Origin of the sequence: Psychrobacillus sp. FSL K6-1267 (assembly GCF_038003265.1) — a bacterium.
GTDB lineage: Bacteria > Bacillota > Bacilli > Bacillales_A > Planococcaceae > Psychrobacillus > Psychrobacillus faecigallinarum.
In genome coordinates this window covers 3,771,022-3,790,365 of record NZ_JBBOOR010000001.1, presented here as the reverse complement: position 1 = coordinate 3,790,365, position 19,344 = coordinate 3,771,022, and the positions used below count along the sequence as shown (strand labels likewise).

Here is a 19,344-nt window from a genome sequence, read left to right as displayed (position 1 = left end):
GTGATTAACAATGCCAGCACAATTTCTACTTAATTTATTTATAGCGTTTTTGTGGACTCTGCTCATGGACACTGAGGAGTTACAATTACAAACTTTTGTAAGTGGGTTCTTCGTAGGAATCGGGATTGTATTCCTTATGCATAGATTTTTTGGAACACAATTTTATTTAAAGCGTCTATTTGCAATTATTAAATTGATATTTATCTTTATCAGAGAATTGGCTACATCTAGTATAGTTATTAGTAAACAAATATTAAGTCCTAAGCTAAAGATTAAGCCAGGGATATTTACTTATAGAACGAAGTTGTCTAGTGAATGGGAAATTACGACGCTTGCGTTATTGCTTACTTTAACTCCTGGTTCTGTCGTAATGGAAGTAAATCCAGAGGGAGATACCTTTTATATTCATGCGATGGATATGGAAGCTTCAAAAGCAGATGTTTTGCGTTCCTTAACTAAGTTCGAAAAAGCAATTATGGAGGTGACTCGCTAATGGTAGAAAAAATATTAGTACTTTCACTTTCTTTGTTTGCAATCTCCATAGGAATCGCACTTTTTCGAATTATAAAGGGTCCTTCAATGCCAGATAGAGCAGTAGCATTAGATATGATAGGAGTTAACCTAATATCTATAATAGCCATAGTTTCTATTGTACTTAAGACAAAGGCATTTCTGGAGGCAATTCTTATTTTAGGAATTTTAGCTTTTATCAGTACAATTGCTATTGCCCGATATATTGAAAGGGGGGTTATCATTGAGCGTAAGTCAGATAATTGAGCTAATCGCTGCTGTAATTGTCCTTTTAGGAAGCATAATGAGTGTTATTAGCGCTATTGGAATTGTTAGACTTCCCGATGTTTATACTCGCTCACATGCTGCAACTAAAAGCTCTACGGTTGCAGTATTACTAACCCTTTCAGGTGCGTTTATCTATTTCTGGGTACATGATGGCTTCGTAAGTGTACGTTTGATATTAGGAATACTATTTGTTTTTTTAACTGCTCCTGTTGCGGGTCACCTTTTAACAAGAGCTGCTTATCGGTCAAATGTAGAATTAGCAGATAATTCTTCCGACAATTCTTTAACGGAAATCCTATTTGAAGAAGAAGATGAAAACGCGAAAAATAGCTAGCTAATAAATTTTTTATTAGCTAGCTATTTTTTTATGTTTTAAATTAAATAAATGTTCTATTAATTTTATATAATATATTGCATTCTGTATAAATTCATAGTATTATCATGATTGTTATTAGCAATTAAGTGATGATGAATAATCATTTAGCACATGTATTTAATACAACTAGAACAAAATAAAAAGTAATGATTATTTTTTTATATCACAGGGGGCAAGTACAATGGACAATAAATTATCTTTTTCAAGTTATTTGGTTATTGGAGTAATGTTATTTGCTTTGTTTTTTGGAGCAGGTAACTTAATTTTTCCAGCAAGTCTGGGTCAAAACGCAGGTACAAGCTTATGGTTTGCTATAATAGGCTTTTTAATAACTGGTATCGGTCTTCCATTCTTAGGAACTTTAGCAATGGGCTTCTCAGGAAGTAAAAACTTACAGGAACTATCTAGTAGAGTACATCCGACTTTTGCTGTGATTTTTACTTCTTTGCTATATTTAACAATTGGACCTTTCTTCGCTTTACCGAGAACCGGAGCTGTTTCATATGAAATTGGGATTATGCCTTTTGTAAATTCAGAATATACACAAATCGGTTTATTGATATTTACTGTCGTTTTCTTTGGTCTTACTTTATGGCTTTCCTTGAACCCATCCAAGATTGTAGATAATGTAGGGAAATACCTTTCACCAGGGATTTTAATAGGGCTCTTAATCTTATTGGGGTTTGTAATCTTTAAACCTATGGGTGAATTTAGTACGCCACAGGGCAGTTACATTGATAATGCTTTTATGACAGGATTCACAGAAGGATACAATACAATGGACGCGTTAGCTTCATTAGTATTCGGTATTATTGTGATAAATGCAGTTCGCTCTATGGGTGTAACTTCTAAGAAGGGCATCTTAGCGGCCACTGCCAAGTCTGGTGCTATAGCTATCTTCTTTTTAGGAATAATATACGCTGGTATTGGTTACTTAGGAGCTACTTCTGTTGATTTGTTCGGAATAATGGAAAATGGTGGACCAGTTTTAAGCGCTGCCTCGGAGCATTACTTTGGATCCTTTGGAGCTATTCTATTAGCAATTGTAATTATTCTAGCATGTCTAACAACAAGCATTGGATTAACTACTGCTTGTGCAGAGTACTTTCATACGTTAATTCCTTCCATTAGCTATAAAGCATTTGTAGTCATTTTTAGTGTATTTACATGTGTGATTGCTAATTTTGGTTTATCGAATATTATCACTTACTCAGTACCTGTACTAATGCTTTTATATCCATTGGCTATTGTTTTGATATTGCTAGCTTTCTTGTCGCCGTTGTTTTATCATGCACGATTTGTGTACGTAGCGGTTATGATTTGTACATTCCTAATAAGCATAATTGACGGCTTAAAAGCACTATGTGATTCTTTAGAAATCGAATACTTTGGTTGGTTAGAATCCATCCTAGATTTCTATGACAATGTATTACCATTTTACGATGTAGGTCTTGGTTGGATAGTTCCTTTCGTGATTATTACTCTTATAACAGGTGTTATAGCTCGAATAAATGGGAAGAGACCAGTACCATTAAATAGTTAATATTCAAAAGCCTATCGACTAATTTTGTCGATAGGCTTTTGTAGTTAAGTGTGAAATCTTATAGGAAGTAGCATTCTCTATCACGTGCACCCTTATTTACTATTTAATTTTAGAATTTTTCAATGGTATAAATCCAGTTAGCACGCATTACTTCAGCTAGCTTTGGAATATCCTTTTCCTTGAATAATCGTATTAATTCCTTATGCTGTTCAATGGAATATTCCCTTAAGTTAATTTTTTCATAATAGTAAAGTCTACGAACATGTGCTTGAAGCATTTCTACCATAGAGAATATGTATGGATTATTAGCACGATCCACAATCAGCTGATGAAATTCCTCATCTAATTTTAATGCTTTTGTAAAATTCTGTGCATGCAGAGCTTCTGCAAATTCATTGTTTTTTTGTTCTAACAGGTTTAATGTTTCTTCATCCATATTAGGTGTTGCTAGTTCAGCTGCAAGTGCTTGTAATACAGACAATGGAGGAAGCAGGTTATAGATATCTTCTGGCTCCACTGGCGTAACCTGTGTTGCTCTGCCTGGTTGCATCGTTACAAAGCCCTGCGATTCCAGTAACTGAAGAGATTCTCTAATGGGTGTCCGGCTAACTCCTAAAGCTTGGGCTAGCTCTATATCGTTTAACTTTTCGTCCGGTTGTAGAGTACCATCTATAATCCATTGTTGAAGCTGATTAAATGCATGAAGTTTCGCTGTAGTACGAACTGGTTTAGTATGATCGACTGGTATAGGCATGAGACAGCCTCCTTATATTTTCCTAGTTGAATCATATTATACACTATATTATACAATATATCGCAGTTTTTATTGAAAGATTTCCTTATTCTACTAAAATTTTTAGCGTAATACTTTTAACGTCAATTACAGATTCCTCTGCCATAATGTCCTGAAGCATTATTTCTTTAAAGTAGGCCACACTCTTTTCTAATGGCAAATGTAATATTTTTCGTAAGGCTGTCTCGTACATCTTAATAAATTCAGGATCGGTATTTCCATGTTGGAGTTCTGTAAAGGCTTCGTATACCTGGTCCATTTTATCTGCCAGTTCTAGTAGACGACCCTCTATTGTTTCGTCCTTACCTTCTTTCATTCTGTCGAAAAAGACGGGACGGAATTCTTCAGGTATCTCATCTAATATAAACTTTTCCATCATCTTTTCTTCGACATGGGAAAGCATTTGCTTTAATTCCGGGGAAGCGTGTTTGACTGGAGTTTTAATATCTCCGATAAAAATCTCTGCAAAGTCATGGTTAATGGTTTTTTCGTACAGGGATTTCCAGTTAATCACTGCACCATTATTTTCTTCAATGGTTCCAAAGAACATAGCATACTGAGCTACCTTCCATGAATGTGCAGCAACGTTATGTTCCTCGTATTTAAACCTGCCTGGTGCTCGAATGATTCTTTCTAAGTCATTCATGCTCATAAAAAAACGATGGATACCCATTGTTAATCACTCCTTTCTTCTATATTACCTAAATAGCCGAAATTCATGTAGTGGAAACTTCCAAGAATTCTAATTAGTTTTATTTTCCCTTCATTGGGGTAATCCTAATACTAACGTTAAGGAGGAATTGATATGGCGAAATATGAAAAGTTAAAAGAAAATTTACTTGATCGGTTTAACGAACTAGAGGAAAGCTTAAATAATGATGAGGAATTTGAAACAACAGAGTTGTCTAATTACGACAATCATCCTGCTGATAATGCCACTGATTTAACTGACCAACATACGAGATTGGCTCTGCGAAAGCATGCAGAAGAAGAGATAGAAGATATTAAAGATGCCTTACAGGCTTTAGATGAGGGTACTTATGGAAAATGTAGTGTATGTGACAAGCAAATCCCTATTGAACGATTAGAAGCTGTTCCGACAACTCTAACCTGTGTAGATCATGCGCAGCAAGAGGTAAATGATCTTCGACCTGTAGAAGAGGATAGACTAAATGCTGATACTGATCATCCAGTAGATAAAGAAGCAAGAGAAATCAGGGATTTTGAAAATAGCTTTGAAGATGTGGAAGCCTTTGGATCATCAGATACACCGCAGGATAAATGATAAAAATGATGCCAATTCCAATACGGTATTGGGCATCATTTTTATTTTTTAGTATTTACTTTATGTAGAAAGTTGAAATAATGTCTTTTTTAGCATCAGTCAAAAGTCTTAAGAAATATCAACCACTCTCATTTAACAGCCTGAATTCTTTCTGATACACTAGAGGCAAGGAGGAATTTAAAATGACAGAAGCTATCGTAATGTTTGATGGTGTGTGTAATTTTTGTGATTCCAGTGTTCAATTTATAATCAAAAGAGACTCTAAAGGTTATTTTCAATTTGCTGCGCTTCAAAGCGATGCCGGAATGAAATTAAAAGAACAATACAGTATTTCACATAATATAGACAGTTTTATCCTCATAGAAGACGGGAAAGTCTATAAATTTTCTGATGGTGCGCTAAGGGTATGTAGAAATTTAGAAGGAATATGGAGATACATGTATATTTTTATATTTGTTCCAAGACCAATTAGAAATAGTATTTACAAATTTATCGCAAAGAATAGATATAAATGGTTTGGTCAAAAGGATAGTTGTATGCTTCCTTCTCCAGAAGTACGAAGCCGTTTTTTATAAAAGTAAATAATAGATTGATGAGGTGATTGATTACATGAAGCAAGAAGTTTTTGATGTAACAATTATAGGGGGAGGACCTACAGGTTTATTTGCTTCCTTTTATGCTGGACTCCGTGATTTAAAGGTTAAGATTATTGACAGCCTTCCAGAGCTAGGCGGTCAATTGATGGAACTTTATCCGGATAAGTATATATATGATATTGGGGGTTTGCCTAAAATCTTGGCAAAAGATTTAGTAGCTAATTTAGTTGAACAGGCTGCCTACAGCAATCCTACAATATGTTTAGAGGAAACTGCGAACGAGCTTGAAAAGCAGGATGAGTATTTTATATTGAAAACGGATAAAGGGGTTCATTATTCAAAAACAATTCTCCTGACATCAGGGGTTGGTTCTTTCCAACCACGGAAATTAACTGTGCCTGGAGCCAAGGAATATGAAGGAAAAAACCTTCATTATAAAGTCAGGGATTTAAATGACTTTCAAAATTCCAACGTATTAGTTTTGGGTGGCGGGGATTCCGCATTAGATTGGTCGTTAATGCTAGAGGACATAGCTTCCAGTGTGACCATTTGTCATCGACGAGAGCAATTTACGGCGCATGAAAAATCTGTTCAGCAGTTAGATAATTCAAAGGTAGTTGTTAAAACCTCGTATGCAATCAAAGAATTAATAGGCGATGGAGAACGTGTTCAAGAAGTTGTAGTGGTAAGTAAGGACAAGGTAGAGGAAAACATCCCGGTAGATCATGTGCTAGTCAACTACGGAAATGTTGCCTCGCTTGGACCACTCAAAAGCTGGGGCCTCGAGATGGAAAAGAACTCAGTAGTAGTTAATGAAAAGATGGAAACAAGTGTAGAAGGAATATATGCTGCGGGTGATGTGTGTACACATGCTGGGAAAGTAAAGCTAATAGCTGTTGGATTTGGAGAAGTCCCTAATGCAATCAGTCATATTAAAGCCTTCATAGACCCAAAAGCACGAGTGCAGCCAAAACATAGTACCAGTCTTTTTGAAGAATCCAAATAAAAATCCCATGCCTCTATTAGGAGGCATGAGATTTTTATTTGTAAAATACTTTATCGATGTTATATTTTGCTTTTAATGTATTGATCGCATATGTTTCATATATTTCACGATCCATTGGCTCTTCAACTACACAAACACTAATTTTATACACTTCTTCACGATGCTTAATCATTGGAGAAACATTATCTTCAAAGTGTTTTTTAATGCGTTGACGAATTTTACGTGCTTTTCCTACGAATAATAGCTCATCATTTTTGTTATAAAACATAAAAATGCCGCCTTTATCTCTAGGAATTTGGTGGAAGTCGATAAATCCGTAGATTGATGGTATTTCAACTTCTCCTTCATTTAGTGCTTGCTTACGTTGAGTAATTGTTACAGTTGGTTTTGGTAATTCGATTTTAATCATTTCTCTCACGTCCTCTTATTGTCTGTCCCTTAGTTTATCACATTGGAGCGGTAATATCTATTCGAAAGAGGCAGGATTAAACTTACGAGGTACGAAGGTAATTTAGCAACAGAGATAAGGATCTTTAAAAAGATGTATAGTTAGAAGCATTATGCTAAAAAGGGTAGAGTGACACTAGGAAAGATGGGGAGAAGTTATTTTCCTCAACTGGTTTAGAAAATAGTATTCACAATTGTAAGATATGTGGATGTGCTAGGAGGATTATAACTTGGGCAGCTTACCAGACTGGTTTTTTGCAGTAGCAATTGCTGTTGTCATTTGTTTTGTTATAGTAGCAGAGTGGTGGACGCGAAGAGGATAGAGTTTATGGTATAATAATATACTAATGATAAGAAAAGAAAGAGGAATCATATGCTAACATTTGAAGAAAAAGAAGCAATTATTCAAGAATTTCCGGAACTAACTCGTAAGGAAGTATCCATGAAGCGAGTTAACTACCATTATGAAGAGAGCTTATACGATAAAACTACAGTAATCTACCATTTACATCCAAACGGAAATGGTTTTGTTTATGTTGGAGATCTTCCTCAATATGAAGCAAAAGAAAAAGGATTAGTGAATATTCGAGAAGTATCAGCAGATGAGCTTCGTAAAATGATTAAAGACTCTATTGACTACTTGGCAACGGAGGAGGAAGAAGCCTTTGATGAAGAAGTAGAAGAGGAGTGGACAAACAAAGAAAGCTCTAAATTGACTCTTTTACAAGAGGATACTCTTTGGAATATTTATCATGGATACAACCTAGAAGAAAGTTTTGGCTCCTATGATGAAGCAAAAGCTTATCTTTTAGAAGAAGGCTTCCGACGTGGAAAAAGATAAGGAGGTTTTCATATGAAGGGAAAATCGACTGTAGCAATTATTATAGCGATTTTACTCGTAGCTATCGGAGCTACATTTTACTTCATCATGAACTTTTTCGAGAATAATCCTACACAAACACAGCCGATAGGCTATACTACTGGAATTATTATTGATACGGAGGATAGCGGTATCCTTGTTGTAGGAGATTTAACTGAAGAGGAAGCAACACAGTTAACGGTAGAAGAAGCGATAGAAGCTGGGACAAATGCCACTTGGTTTAGAATTTCGATGGCTCAGCGCAACGATTTCGAGTTATATGACCTAGTTAAAGTTGGATATGAGTCTTTACAAGAATCTCATCCAGCTTCAGGTGAAGCTAAAACAATTGAAAAGTTAGATGAATGAATACAAATCTCCTTAGTGATTATCGCTATGGAGATTTTTTTTCTAACTCAAAATCAGCAAGAGAAGGCTGATTCCGCTTTAGACGGGAGCTTTCCGTGGGTGAGCGATATGCCATCACCGTTGCTTACGCGTCGTTTGCGATGTCTTATCTGTCTCCCTCATCCCACCGGAGTCGCCGCCTGTCGCTTCAATCATAAGTTGTATAGAAATGAGAAAGTTGCTTGGATAAATAACTCAATACTAAATTACAGGAAAAGCATCCATAGAAGGCTGATTCCGCTTTAGAAGGGCGCTTTCCGTGGGTGAGCGATATGCCATCACCGTCGCTTGGGCGGTTTGTGATGTCTTATCTGTCTCCCTCATTCCACCGGAGTCGCCGTCTGTCGCTTCAATCATAAGTTGTATAGAAATGAGAAAGTCGCTTGGATAAATAACTAAATACAAAGTTACAGGAAAAGCATCAACAATAGAAGGTTGATTTCTACTTTAGACGGACGATTCAATCCTATATGCTGTAATAATGGTTAAGATATAGTTGTATTAAGGGAGCTCTTTTATTTTGCATTATGCCTGTATGGGTATGTGCTTGAAATTCACGACATCAAAAAGTCCTGTGTCAGTGAGCTTTAATTCTGGTATGACTGGTAGGCTTACGAACGATAAAGTTAAAAACAAATGAAAGTCTAAATGAGGATGTATTAAGTGTAGTGCACCGTGTAAAGCCTCTAACTCCTCGACGGTTTGATTTGCAGGTTTATCTGACATCAGCCCTGCTATAGGCAAGGCGAGGGAAGCCATTACCTTTCCTTCATCCATAATTACAAATCCTCCCTGTATACTTTCCAAGTACTTACAGGCTGCAAGCATATCCTCATCATTTGTCCCAAGTACAATCATGTTATGGGAATCATGAGCAACAGTAGTTGCTATTGCCCCCTTCTGAAGGCCAAATCCGTTTACAATTCCGAGACCAATATTTCCAGTTGCTTGATGACGTTCAATCACTGCAAGTTTAAGTAAATCTTTCTCTGTACAAGGAGTAAACAGACCATCGGAAACAGGAACTTTGACAATTTTTTTGCGAGTAGTGATTTGATTGGGCATTATTTCTATTACATTGGCCGTTCCATTGTTCGTAATAGGAATGGAAAAATCAGAAACAGAAAGTCTAGGTAGGTGAACGGTCTCTGTAATTTCTTTGGAAAGGTAGTTTTGGAAAGGTTCTTTTTTTAAAATCTCGTTATTTTCTGCAATTTTTTGCCCATTCTTCCATACAGAAACTGCACGAAATGATTCTAGATTATCTATCATAAAAAAGTCGGCGTTAAAACCTGGAGCTATTGCCCCTTTGTTGTGCAGTTTATAGCATTCTGCTGCATTTAAGGTTGCTAGTTGAATTGCCTGTAAGGGCTCCATACCTTCGTTAATAGCTAGACGGATGGAATGGTCAATACTTCCTTCTTTTATTAGCTCATCCAAATGTTTGTCATCAGTACAAAACATAAATCGACGAGCGTTGTGCGCATTTACAGCAGGTAGAACATCTTTTAAGTTTTTGGCAGCAGACCCTTCTCTTATCAAAACATACATGCCCTGTGAAATCCTATCCAATGCTTCCTCGGCAGTTACACATTCATGATCAGTTTGGATTCCTGCCACTCGGTAGCCCCTAATTTGATTTGATTTAAGCCCAGCTCCGTGACCATCTATTTGGACATTGGCTTCGAGGGCCATTATAAGCTTGTCTAGCATATCAGGCTCACCGGAAAGCACTGCAGGAAAGTCCATTACTTCAGCTAAGCCTAGAACCTTTTCTTTGCTTAAAAATGGTTGTAAGTCTTCAGCTTTTAAGATAGCTCCGGAATTCTCGAAAGGAGTAGATGGAACACTAGAGGGCAGCATCATAAAAATATCCATTTCACTTTTTTGAGCATCATCTAGCATAAATTGGATCCCTTCAGCTCCTGAGACATTAGCTATCTCATGTGGATCAGTAATAACTGTTGTAACGCCGCGCGGAAGGAGAATATCACTAAATGCAGATGGAGTTACCATAGAAGATTCAATGTGTATATGAGCATCTATTAGACCTGGAATGACATATTTACCTTTTGCATCTTCCTCAGACTTCGCTTCAAAAGTGTTTGTTGTATCAACAGCTACTATATTTCCGCTGGATACTACAATATCTGCTAATCTCCATTCTAAAGAATAGACATCTGCCACCTTTGCATTTCGAAGAATAAAATCAGCTATTGCTTTCCCTTGGGAAACAAGAATTCTATCTTTTAATTGCTTTGGATTAATGTTCACAAAGTCGTGCTCCTTTTCTGAATAATTTACTAATTATAGTAGAACTGCGAGTATAAGGAAAGTTATAATGAAATTATAATCGTACAGGGGGAATAGAGATGATTTATCGAAAAACACAGGCCGCCAATATAGCATTAGCCTTTCTTTTGCTCGTGCTTCTATCTAATTTTCTATTGTATCGCCCACAAGTGCAGGACTTCTTTTCACTTCAACTTCACAGTGGCGTAGCAATAGGGTCTCTTATTGATTTAGCTATTGTATCACCTTTATTAGTCTATGCCACCTTTAAAATTTCTATCAAACAAGTAATCGGTCTTATGGTTGGTGGTGTGTTCATAGCTAGATTTTTTATACCTTTTGAATTATTTGCTCCGTTTTCGGGGTTGCTTTATATTGGTATTGCTTTTGAAGTATTGTTAATTTTGGCAGAGTTAAGCCTAGTTTTTCTAGTCATTTACAAAATCTCAAAGATTAGATCACATATGATTGATATGAAGACTTCGGCACTATATAGCTTGATACCTTCTGTTAAGGAAGTAGTTACAAAAAATATTCTTATCCGTATTATCATTTCAGAATTTTTAATGTTTTATTATGCAATTTTTACTTGGAAAAAGGAGGCCCCGAGTCATCCGAATGTAATTACCCTGCATAAAAAAACAAGCTATATAGCTTTTAATATAATGCTTATTCATGCAATTGTTATTGAAACAATTGGTCTTCATTGGTGGCTACATGATAAATCTGTTATTTTGTCATTGGTCCTATTAGCTTTAAATATTTATAGTGTTTTCTATTTCTTAGCTGATATTCAAGTGACTCGACTACACCCAGCGGAGATAAAAAACGAAAAATTGTATGTGACACAAGGACTTAGTGCCCGAATAATTGTCCCTCTTCATCTGATAAAAGAAGTAGAGTGGGGTGCAGCCTTACCAGATAAAAATGTCCTTCAATTTATGTATCGTGATTTTGAACCACTAGAGCCTCAGGCAATAATACACTTACAGGAGCCTGTAGAGGCGACTATGTTCATGGGCAAGGAAAAAAGGGTGACACAATTCGCCATCCGTGTAGATGAACCGACGAAGCTGATGGAACTATTAAAAGTGCAGTAAAACACATTATTTGACGTGAGATTACAACTTGGCTATAATTATCTCAAATTCGAGATAAAAGAGGAGCTATTGTTATGAAGCATTTATATATGCAAGGTGAGGATTCTTCGAAACCGACCTTATTATTACTGCATGGTACAGGTGGAAATGAGCATGACCTAGTGGGATTAGGAAAGGAAATAGACAGCTCTGCGAATATTCTGAGTGTACGTGGGAATGTATTAGAAAATGGAATGCCGCGATTTTTTAAACGTCTTGCGGAAGGCGTATTTGATCTTGAGGACTTACAAGCCCGTACAGAGGAGTTAAAAAACTTCATCGACGAAGCGGCTAATAATTACAAATTTGACCGTGATAAAGTAGTTGTAATTGGTTATTCAAATGGAGCCAATATTGCAGGAAACCTTTTGTTTGAATATAAAGATGTCTTCAAGGGTGCGATTCTCCATCACCCAATGGTGCCACGACACGGAGTAGAGGTTCCAACTATGCCTGGTACGCCTGTGTTCATCGGGGCAGGGAAGAATGATTTTATGTGTCCAGCAACAGAATCCCAAGAACTGAGAGATATATTGCAGGATTCAGGAGCAAACGTAGAACTATATTGGCATGAATATGGTCACCAATTGACGCAAGACGAAGTGCAAGCCGCTAAGGAATGGTATAAAAAGAACTTATAAAGAAGAATTGTTCAGCTCACGATAAAGCATAAAAAGGCCTAGTAGATTAAGAATATCTACTAGGCTTTTTTTATTGTTTCGTGTTTATTTAAGAAATGGCAATTGCATCATTCACTTAAACCATGATGTTTTACTATTAGTTTGTAACTACAACTTAATGAAAGTTCTTTGCTTTGTAAGGTCCTTTTCTAAAAGGCAACCACCAGTTCCAATTACCAAAGAGCTTCATCAGGCTTGGTACTAGAAGCAAGCGTATGATGGAAGCATCTATAGCCACTGCAATAGCTATACCGATACCGATTTGCTTAACAGGCATTACTTCTGTGAAGGCAAATGCTCCAGTAATGACAATCATGATTAATGCAGCAGAGGTAATAATTTTGCTAGTAGAGGTCAATCCATCTACTGTTGCCTTAGTATTGTTGTGATGCTTCAAGTACTCCTCTTGAATGCGTGATATCAAGAATACCTCATAATCCATACTTAGCCCAAACACTAGACTGAAGACAATTACCGGAATAATTAAAGCAATAGTCGTTTCCTCTAAACCAAAATGACCATATTGAAATATATAAACCAGTATGCCAAACGTCGAAGCCAAACCAATAACATTCATGATGATAGCTTTTAAAGGAATTAGCACTGAACGGAATGCAACAGTTAATATGACAAAGGTAGAGCCAAGTATTATCGCTAGGAGAATCCCAACCTTATCAAATATTTCATCGAATATTTCTTGGTTGAACTTCGGTTGACCGCCTATTAAAATATCTGTACCAATATCTTTGTCGGCCCATTCCCTTGCCCAATCCTGTGCTTCATCGGATGAGCCATTAAGCCCTAATGTGACAGGAATCATTAATTTGTTTTCTTGTATAAATGTCTCTACTAGTGGAGTAAGCTGACTAGAAACTTCAGGAACCGTCATGCTTTGCTCCCATTGTTCGACTGTCGATATCTCACTGGCTGTGAAAATCGTATCTACCGATTTTACATCAGGATCGTTCAACAATTGCTTTTCTAAATCCTTAATAGAATTTAGTCCATCTGTACTTTCCCAACCATCTGGACGATCAGCAATTACATAAATCGTAGACTGGTCCCCCATATCAAACTCATCCTCCATCAATTCATACGCTTGTCGCGAATCATAGTCCTCTGGAAGAGAATCGACAGATGGAATTGTTAACGTCATCTCTTTAACTGGAATTATACCAATTCCTAGCAATACCAAAGCAACAATTATTAAGGTGACCGGTCGCTTCATAACGAAGGAGGCAAAATTTCTCCATTTAGTAGTAGCACCAGGCTTCACACGAAGAAGGGTCCATTTATTGATGCGCTCCCCTAATACCATGAGTAAGGCAGGTAGGAGTGTAATCGAGCCTAAAACTGCTAAAGCAACAACTAACATTCCACCAAGAGCAATATTTTGAAAGATTTCTACTTCTAAAACAAACATTGCTCCTAAGCCAATAAATACACAAAGAGCAGAAAAAATAATAGAGCGACCCGCTGTTTTTACAGAAATTTGTACTGCTTCTATAACAGAATTTTCGGCGAGCTCTTCCTTATAACGATTGATGAGCAATAATGCAAAATCAATACTAAGTGCTAGCCCTAGCATTGGGACTATGTTCAAAACGAAAATAGATAAGTCTAGGGATCCACCAAAGAATGTCAGGACTCCAAGTGCGGAAACTACCGTTACAATACCAATAGCAATTGGAACCAAAGCAGCTACTACACTTCCAAATGCAAGGAGCAGAACGACTAGGGCAATTGGAAGACCTATGGCTTCGGCACTAGCTAAATCCTTTTGACTTGCGGTATTAATATCTTTATTGATGGCAGCTGCACCGGTTAAGGTGATGCCCTCTTGGTTGCCGATAGATTGACGAATTTCATCTACTACTTCAGACATACTTTCAGTATCATTGTTAAAATGCAGCATTGCATAGGATACATTTTCCTTATGTAGAGAAGGATCCTCTAATGGTGATTGAATGTCCTTTACAATCTTCAAATCTTCTATATCATTTAACGTTTCCTCGATTTGTTGTTCCGATGTTTTTTCAAATACAACAAAGAGCGTCTCTGCTGGAAGGTCAAAGGTTTCCGTAAGCTCATCCATTACTTTCTGATGTTCTCCATCAATATTAAAACCGTCGCCCTCCAATAAACCCGGAAGACGTAGGGCAAAAAAGGCGAGAGCGGCAAACAGGATGATCCATATTCCCAAAGTGACTTTATAGTGACGTGTCACTAGGTTAGCTAAAAACTTCATATATTTCCTCCTTAGGTAAAGCCAAATAATATATAGCTTACAATTTAAACAGTAAGATCAAAGTGGTAGAGTTTCCTTTTTATTGTAATAGAAAGTAAGTTCAACTGCTAATATAATGCTATGATAAGAGTAAACTTTTGAAGGAGGAGTAACCTTGAAAATTACAGCTCCAAAATGTAGAGAAGAATTAGAGGCTATTAACATAAAAGATGCTTTAGAGGAGGATTACTATATATCTAACGGAACTATTAGCTCACTGGAGGGGATTACCGAGTGGGAGGAAAGAGTCGTTTTTGATCAAATTCATTTCCAGCAAGCATCATTTGAGAGCTTACATTTTTACCAGGTAGAGTTTATTGATTGTATTTTTGAAAAGTGTGATCTATCTAATGTAGTAATGGACCAAGCACTATTCCACAGAGTGGAATTTATCGAGTGTAAGCTTTTTGGAGCTAACATTACTGACGGCAGACTAACAGATGTCAGGCTGGTGGAGAACCTCGCAAACTACTTAAATTTAAGTTTTTCTAAGTTAAAAAAGGTGTCTTTTACTAAGTGCATATTGAATCATGCAGATTTTGTAGATTCAACCTTTCAACAGGTAGAGCTAGAAAACTGTGAACTAAACGAGGCAAACTTTACAGATACCTCATTGAATGGAATTGACTTAAGTACCTCAACTTATGAAAATCTAATAGTATCAATGGAGGACCTTAAGGGATGCACTGTGTCCATGGAGCAAGCGATAGGCTTTGCCAAATCGTTAGGAGTAATCATAAAAGAGTAAAAGAAAAAACCTCGTATTCAATTACGAGGTTTTAATTATTTAAAAGAATAAATTTAAGATTTGGAAGATGATAGCTGCTACTAGAGCAGAAATAGGTAAAGTGATAATCCAAGTTAATACAATTTTTTTAGCAACTCCCCATTTAACGCCTTTCACACGTTGTGCTGCTCCAACCCCCATAATAGCGGATGAAATAACGTGTGTTGTAGACACTGGCAAATGAATAGTTGTTGCACCAAAAATAATCATAGCAGATGATAAGTCAGCTGCCGCCCCGTTAATAGGACGAATCTTCATGATTTTACCACCAACTGTTTTGATGATTTTGTATCCTCCGATAGAAGTACCAAGACCCATTGCGGTTGCTGCAGCAATACGAACCCAAAGTTGGATATCATCTGTAGCCTGCCATTGGGCAGCAATTAGAGCCATTGTTATAATACCCATTGCTTTTTGGGCATCATTTGTACCATGAGTAAACGATTGTAATGCCGCTGTACCAATTTGAAAAATCCGAAATCTTTTGTTTGTCCCATACAAGCTTCCCTTTTTAAAAATGACTTTAAATAGAGACATCATTAAAAATCCGATTGCTAAAGCAAGGAATGGGGATAAAACTAATGCGATTAAGATATTGGTAAAACCATTATAGTTCAAAACCCCAAACCCAGCAGCAGAAATAGCTGCTCCAGCAATAGAACCTATTAAAGTATGGGACGAACTAGATGGAATTCCATAATACCAAGTAACTAAGTTCCAAATAATCGCTGAAAGAAGAGCCGCTAAAATGATTAACGATCCGTTTTGAAGAGTAAAAGGATCGACTATATCTTTTGTAATTGTTTTAGCAACTCCTGTAAAAGTTAAAGCTCCTACAAAATTCATAATAGCTGCCATTAAAACAGCAACTCTAGGCTTTAAAGCTCTTGTAGAAACTGAAGTAGCAATTGCGTTTGCGGTATCATGGAAACCATTAATAAAATCAAAGGCAAGTGCAAAAAATACAACTAGTATTGTTAGTATAAAAATAGTATCCATTACTGAAACTCCTACGCGTTACGCATAATAATTGTTTCAAGCGTATTAGCTACGTTTTGACAATAATCTGCGATATCTTCTAATTGTTCATATATATCTTTAAATTGAATAATGCGAATTGGATTTTTTTCGTTTAAGAACAATTGCTTAATGGAAGAGCGAAGTACCTCATCACATTTGCGCTCATAATCTTTAATGAGAATGGAATGCTCATGCATTTTAAGTAATTTTTTCTGAGCTAAAAGCTCCATCGCTTTAACAATTTCGTCAGTACTCTTAACGATATACCCTAAGAAGGTACGCATTGAATCATCGATTTCAACTAAAGTAAACATCTCCAGATGCGCAGTGAAATTGTCGATTCCATCTAAAATATCGTCCATTCGGATTGCTAATTCCAGAATATCTTCACGTTCAATCGGTGTCATGAAGGATTTGTTCAACATAACGATTAATTCATGAATTAATGTATCCCCAGCTGTTTCGTAATTCTTAAGGTGTAAGCTAATTTCTTTTAAATCTGAAGCATTATTAATACGGAAATCATCTGCGTAATGAGTGGCTTCACGTACATTTTCTGCAATTTTTAACAGGGACAAGAAAAAAGGATCTGGTTTTTTTGAACTAATCATAAAAGCCTCCTAGACTTTGAGAATGTATTGTTGCTATGAATTTACCTCAAATAGCATACCAAAAAAAATGCAAAATCTACACACTTTTTACTTGAAATTTGCGAAATTTACAATTCTGTAACATTTCAGTGTAGATAAAGGGGGAATAAAAGGCGAAAAAGCCTAATTTTGACGAACTTTGACGGTAATAACTTGTAAAAATAACCAATCAATTATTGTTAAATTTTGAAACTTCTTTGTATTAGATACGTATAACTAGTAAGCAATCAATAAACTGGTAAAGGGGTGAGAAAAATAGATCAAATTTTCTTATACGGCTTAATTGTAATTGGTCTTCTTACTATTCTTTATGTGTTATTTGCAGATGCAATAGATGGCTTGGAAATGGGATTTTTTAATCCGACAACGGTACTCTCCTTCCTATTATTTATTTGTGCTGCTGGATTCATTCTTATGAAGCTAACTAATTGGAGTGAAATTGTAATAATCGCTGTTTCTGTTGTCATATCAGTCCTTTTAACCTTTTTGCTTTACTTTTTTGTCCTTTTACCCCTTGCTTCTGCAGAAGTATCCACAGCCTATACAAACGAATCTTTACAAGGGCAAGTCGCAAAGGTTATTGTTCCTATACCCTCAAATGGGTATGGTGAAATCATTATTGAGACAGTTAACGGTTTAATTGCAAAAAGAGCAACAGGTTTTGACAATGAAGAAATAAATTATGATAAACAGGTTTTAATAATTGAAGTGAAAGATGGCACTTTTTTAGTCAAAGAATATGTGCCTTTTATAAAATAAAAAGGGGGAATTATAGTGGGAATGGAAATGTTAATAGTTATAGGAGTAGTTGTATTTGTTCTATTAATAATGTTGGCAGTCTACGTAACAAAATATAGAACAGTTGGGCCAGATGAGGCACTAATAGTTACAGGCAGCTATTTGGGTTCGAAAAACGTCCATACAGATGATTCGGGTAATCGCATTAAAATTATTCGCGGTGGAGGTACATTTGTATTTCCAGTATTCCAGCAAGGCGAGCCACTTAGTCTTTTATCAAGCAAATTGGAAGTAACCACCCCAGAAGTTTATACTGAACAAGGAGTTCCAGTTATGGCTGACGGGACAGCTATTATAAAAATTGGTGGTTCAATTTCAGAAATTGCTACAGCAGCTGAGCAGTTTTTAGGGAAATCAAAGCAGGATAGAGAAAATGAAGCAAAAGAAGTACTGGAAGGTCATTTACGTTCTATTCTAGGGTCTATGACAGTAGAAGAAATTTACAAAAATAGAGATAAGTTCTCTCAGGAAGTACAACGGGTAGCTTCACAAGATTTAGCGAAAATGGGATTAGTCATTGTTTCATTTACGATTAAAGATGTTCGCGATAAAAATGGCTACCTGGATTCACTAGGGAAACCAAGAATCGCACAAGTTAAGCGTGATGCGGATATCGCAACAGCTGAGGCAGAAAAAGAGACGCGCATCAAGCGAGCAGAGGCTTCCAAGGATGCTCAAAAGGCAGAAATTGAGCGAGCGACAGAAATAGCAGAGGCGGAAAAAGACAACCAGTTAAAGGTTGCTGAATATAGACGTGAGCAAGATATTGCGAAGGCACGTGCAGACCAAGCCTACGAGTTAGAAACAGCTAGGTCTAAGCAGGAAGTAACCGAGCAGGAAATGCAAATTCAAATTATCGAACGTCAAAAGCAAATTGAGTTGGAAGAAAAAGAGATACTACGTCGTGAAAAGCAATATGATTCAGAGGTTAAGAAAAAAGCGGATGCAGATCGCTATGCTATCGAACAAAATGCAGCTGCATCCAAATCACGTGAAATTGCCGAAGCCGATGCAGAAAAATATCGAATTGAAGCAAAGGCAAAAGCAGATGCGGAAAAAGTTCGTTTGGATGGTTTAGCTAAAGCAGACGCTCAGCGTGCACAAGGGGAGTCTGAGGCAGATATTATTCGACTTAAAGGTCTTGCAGAGGCGGAAGCAAAACGAAAAATTGCTGAAGCGTTTGATCTGTACGGTCAGGCCGCAGTTTTGGATATGGTTGTAGATATGTTGCCTGAATATGCAAAACAAATTGCTAGCCCACTTTCGAATATTGATAAAATAACTGTAGTAGACACTGGTGGTGGAGAAGGCGGCGGTGCTAACAAGGTTACCTCTTACGCTACTAATTTGATGTCTACACTTCAAGAAACTTTAAAGGCTTCCTCCGGAATCGATGTGAAGGAGATGCTCGAGAGTTATGCGGGGAAAGGAAATATTCGCCCAAGCATTGAACAATTAACTCAGGAAGTAAAAAAATCCAAGGATGAACAGGAAGTACGTGAAGTTCAAGAAGTTAAATAATATTTCTAACAATATTAGTATTTAAAAGAAGGTTCTCAATGACTGGAGAACCTTCTTTT

Annotated in this window: 21 protein-coding genes; 14 read left to right on the top strand and 7 right to left on the bottom strand. The window is 36.7% G+C overall.

Features of this window, described 5'->3' with window-relative positions; translation table 11 throughout:
- The first annotated feature begins 10 nt into the window (after window positions 1-10).
- The 4 genes from MHB55_RS19410 (at window position 11) to brnQ (ending at window position 2,717) form a co-directional block, all read left to right on the top strand.
- The gene (locus MHB55_RS19410; RefSeq protein WP_144539410.1) at window positions 11-493 is read left to right on the top strand and encodes a Na+/H+ antiporter subunit E; all 483 of its coding nucleotides are present in this window, start codon (window positions 11-13) and stop codon (window positions 491-493) included.
- Complete coding sequence (locus MHB55_RS19405) at window positions 493-777, top strand: Na(+)/H(+) antiporter subunit F1 (RefSeq protein ID WP_144539412.1); 285 nt, start codon at window positions 493-495, stop codon at window positions 775-777. The genes MHB55_RS19410 and MHB55_RS19405 overlap by 1 nt, the downstream gene beginning before the upstream one ends.
- Window positions 755-1,132, top strand: coding sequence for a Na+/H+ antiporter subunit G (locus tag MHB55_RS19400; RefSeq protein ID WP_144539414.1), 378 nt, complete (start codon window positions 755-757; stop codon window positions 1,130-1,132). The genes MHB55_RS19405 and MHB55_RS19400 overlap by 23 nt, the downstream gene beginning before the upstream one ends.
- A 223-nt stretch (window positions 1,133-1,355) precedes the next feature.
- Complete coding sequence (gene brnQ, locus MHB55_RS19395) at window positions 1,356-2,717, top strand: branched-chain amino acid transport system II carrier protein (protein ID WP_340863855.1); 1,362 nt, start codon at window positions 1,356-1,358, stop codon at window positions 2,715-2,717.
- Window positions 2,718-2,826: 109 nt separating this feature from the next.
- Here brnQ and MHB55_RS19390 read toward each other — a convergent pair whose 3' ends face one another.
- Both MHB55_RS19390 and MHB55_RS19385 read right to left on the bottom strand, forming a co-directional pair.
- Window positions 2,827-3,471 (bottom strand): GntR family transcriptional regulator, encoded by a 645-nt coding sequence (locus MHB55_RS19390; protein ID WP_144539419.1) that lies wholly within the window; start codon window positions 3,469-3,471, stop codon window positions 2,827-2,829.
- A gap of 85 nt (window positions 3,472-3,556) precedes the next feature.
- Window positions 3,557-4,183, bottom strand: a complete 627-nt coding sequence (locus MHB55_RS19385) for a YfbR-like 5'-deoxynucleotidase (protein WP_144539421.1) — start codon at window positions 4,181-4,183, stop codon at window positions 3,557-3,559.
- A 132-nt stretch (window positions 4,184-4,315) separates the two neighbouring features.
- Between MHB55_RS19385 and MHB55_RS19380 the strand changes: the two genes are divergently transcribed.
- The 3 genes from MHB55_RS19380 (at window position 4,316) to MHB55_RS19370 (ending at window position 6,397) form a co-directional block, all read left to right on the top strand.
- On the top strand, window positions 4,316-4,795 hold the full coding sequence (locus MHB55_RS19380) for a TraR/DksA C4-type zinc finger protein (RefSeq protein WP_144539423.1): 480 nt from the start codon (window positions 4,316-4,318) through the stop codon (window positions 4,793-4,795).
- Window positions 4,796-4,977: 182 nt separating this feature from the next.
- Complete coding sequence (locus MHB55_RS19375) at window positions 4,978-5,370, top strand: thiol-disulfide oxidoreductase DCC family protein (protein ID WP_340863854.1); 393 nt, start codon at window positions 4,978-4,980, stop codon at window positions 5,368-5,370.
- A 34-nt stretch (window positions 5,371-5,404) separates the two neighbouring features.
- Window positions 5,405-6,397: an NAD(P)/FAD-dependent oxidoreductase gene (locus MHB55_RS19370; protein ID WP_144539427.1), complete on the top strand. Its 993-nt coding sequence runs from the start codon at window positions 5,405-5,407 to the stop codon at window positions 6,395-6,397.
- A gap of 34 nt (window positions 6,398-6,431) precedes the next feature.
- Here MHB55_RS19370 and MHB55_RS19365 read toward each other — a convergent pair whose 3' ends face one another.
- Window positions 6,432-6,806 carry a nucleotide excision repair endonuclease gene (locus MHB55_RS19365; protein ID WP_144539429.1) on the bottom strand — a complete coding sequence of 125 codons (375 nt, stop codon included), beginning with the start codon at window positions 6,804-6,806 and terminating at the stop codon, window positions 6,432-6,434.
- A gap of 411 nt (window positions 6,807-7,217) precedes the next feature.
- On the opposite strand from MHB55_RS19365, the gene MHB55_RS19360 reads away from it, so the two are divergent.
- Window positions 7,218-7,685 (top strand): hypothetical protein, encoded by a 468-nt coding sequence (locus MHB55_RS19360; RefSeq protein WP_144539431.1) that lies wholly within the window; start codon window positions 7,218-7,220, stop codon window positions 7,683-7,685.
- 12 nt (window positions 7,686-7,697) lie between these two features.
- Window positions 7,698-8,072, top strand: coding sequence for a DUF3221 domain-containing protein (locus tag MHB55_RS19355; RefSeq protein ID WP_144539433.1), 375 nt, complete (start codon window positions 7,698-7,700; stop codon window positions 8,070-8,072).
- 564 nt (window positions 8,073-8,636) lie between these two features.
- Here MHB55_RS19355 and ade read toward each other — a convergent pair.
- Window positions 8,637-10,385 (bottom strand): adenine deaminase, encoded by a 1,749-nt coding sequence (gene ade / locus MHB55_RS19350; RefSeq protein ID WP_340863853.1) that lies wholly within the window; start codon window positions 10,383-10,385, stop codon window positions 8,637-8,639.
- Window positions 10,386-10,483: 98 nt separating this feature from the next.
- Here ade and MHB55_RS19345 point away from each other — a divergent pair, with 98 nt between their 5' ends.
- Window positions 10,484-11,503, top strand: coding sequence for a beta-carotene 15,15'-monooxygenase (locus MHB55_RS19345; protein ID WP_340863852.1), 1,020 nt, complete (start codon window positions 10,484-10,486; stop codon window positions 11,501-11,503).
- A gap of 74 nt (window positions 11,504-11,577) precedes the next feature.
- The gene (locus MHB55_RS19340; protein ID WP_340863851.1) at window positions 11,578-12,183 is read left to right on the top strand and encodes an alpha/beta hydrolase; all 606 of its coding nucleotides are present in this window, start codon (window positions 11,578-11,580) and stop codon (window positions 12,181-12,183) included.
- 154 nt (window positions 12,184-12,337) lie between these two features.
- Here the strand turns inward: MHB55_RS19340 and MHB55_RS19335 are convergent, their stop codons facing one another.
- Entirely contained in the window at window positions 12,338-14,470 is a 2,133-nt protein-coding gene (locus MHB55_RS19335) for an MMPL family transporter (protein WP_340863850.1), read from the bottom strand.
- Window positions 14,471-14,624: 154 nt separating this feature from the next.
- On the opposite strand from MHB55_RS19335, the gene MHB55_RS19330 reads away from it, so the two are divergent.
- On the top strand, window positions 14,625-15,257 hold the full coding sequence (locus MHB55_RS19330) for a pentapeptide repeat-containing protein (protein ID WP_144539443.1): 633 nt from the start codon (window positions 14,625-14,627) through the stop codon (window positions 15,255-15,257).
- 39 nt (window positions 15,258-15,296) lie between these two features.
- Here MHB55_RS19330 and MHB55_RS19325 read toward each other — a convergent pair whose 3' ends face one another.
- Window positions 15,297-16,295, bottom strand: a complete 999-nt coding sequence (locus tag MHB55_RS19325; protein ID WP_144539445.1) for an inorganic phosphate transporter — start codon at window positions 16,293-16,295, stop codon at window positions 15,297-15,299.
- A gap of 11 nt (window positions 16,296-16,306) precedes the next feature.
- A complete protein-coding gene (locus MHB55_RS19320) occupies window positions 16,307-16,927 on the bottom strand; it encodes a DUF47 domain-containing protein (RefSeq protein WP_144539447.1) in 621 nt (206 codons plus the stop codon).
- 285 nt (window positions 16,928-17,212) lie between these two features.
- Between MHB55_RS19320 and MHB55_RS19315 the strand changes: the two genes are divergently transcribed.
- Together MHB55_RS19315 and MHB55_RS19310 are read left to right on the top strand one after the other, a co-directional pair.
- Window positions 17,213-17,725, top strand: a complete 513-nt coding sequence (locus MHB55_RS19315; RefSeq protein WP_144539449.1) for a hypothetical protein — start codon at window positions 17,213-17,215, stop codon at window positions 17,723-17,725.
- 21 nt (window positions 17,726-17,746) lie between these two features.
- A complete protein-coding gene (locus tag MHB55_RS19310) occupies window positions 17,747-19,285 on the top strand; it encodes a flotillin family protein (protein WP_144539650.1) in 1,539 nt (512 codons plus the stop codon).
- Window positions 19,286-19,344 lie beyond the last annotated feature (59 nt).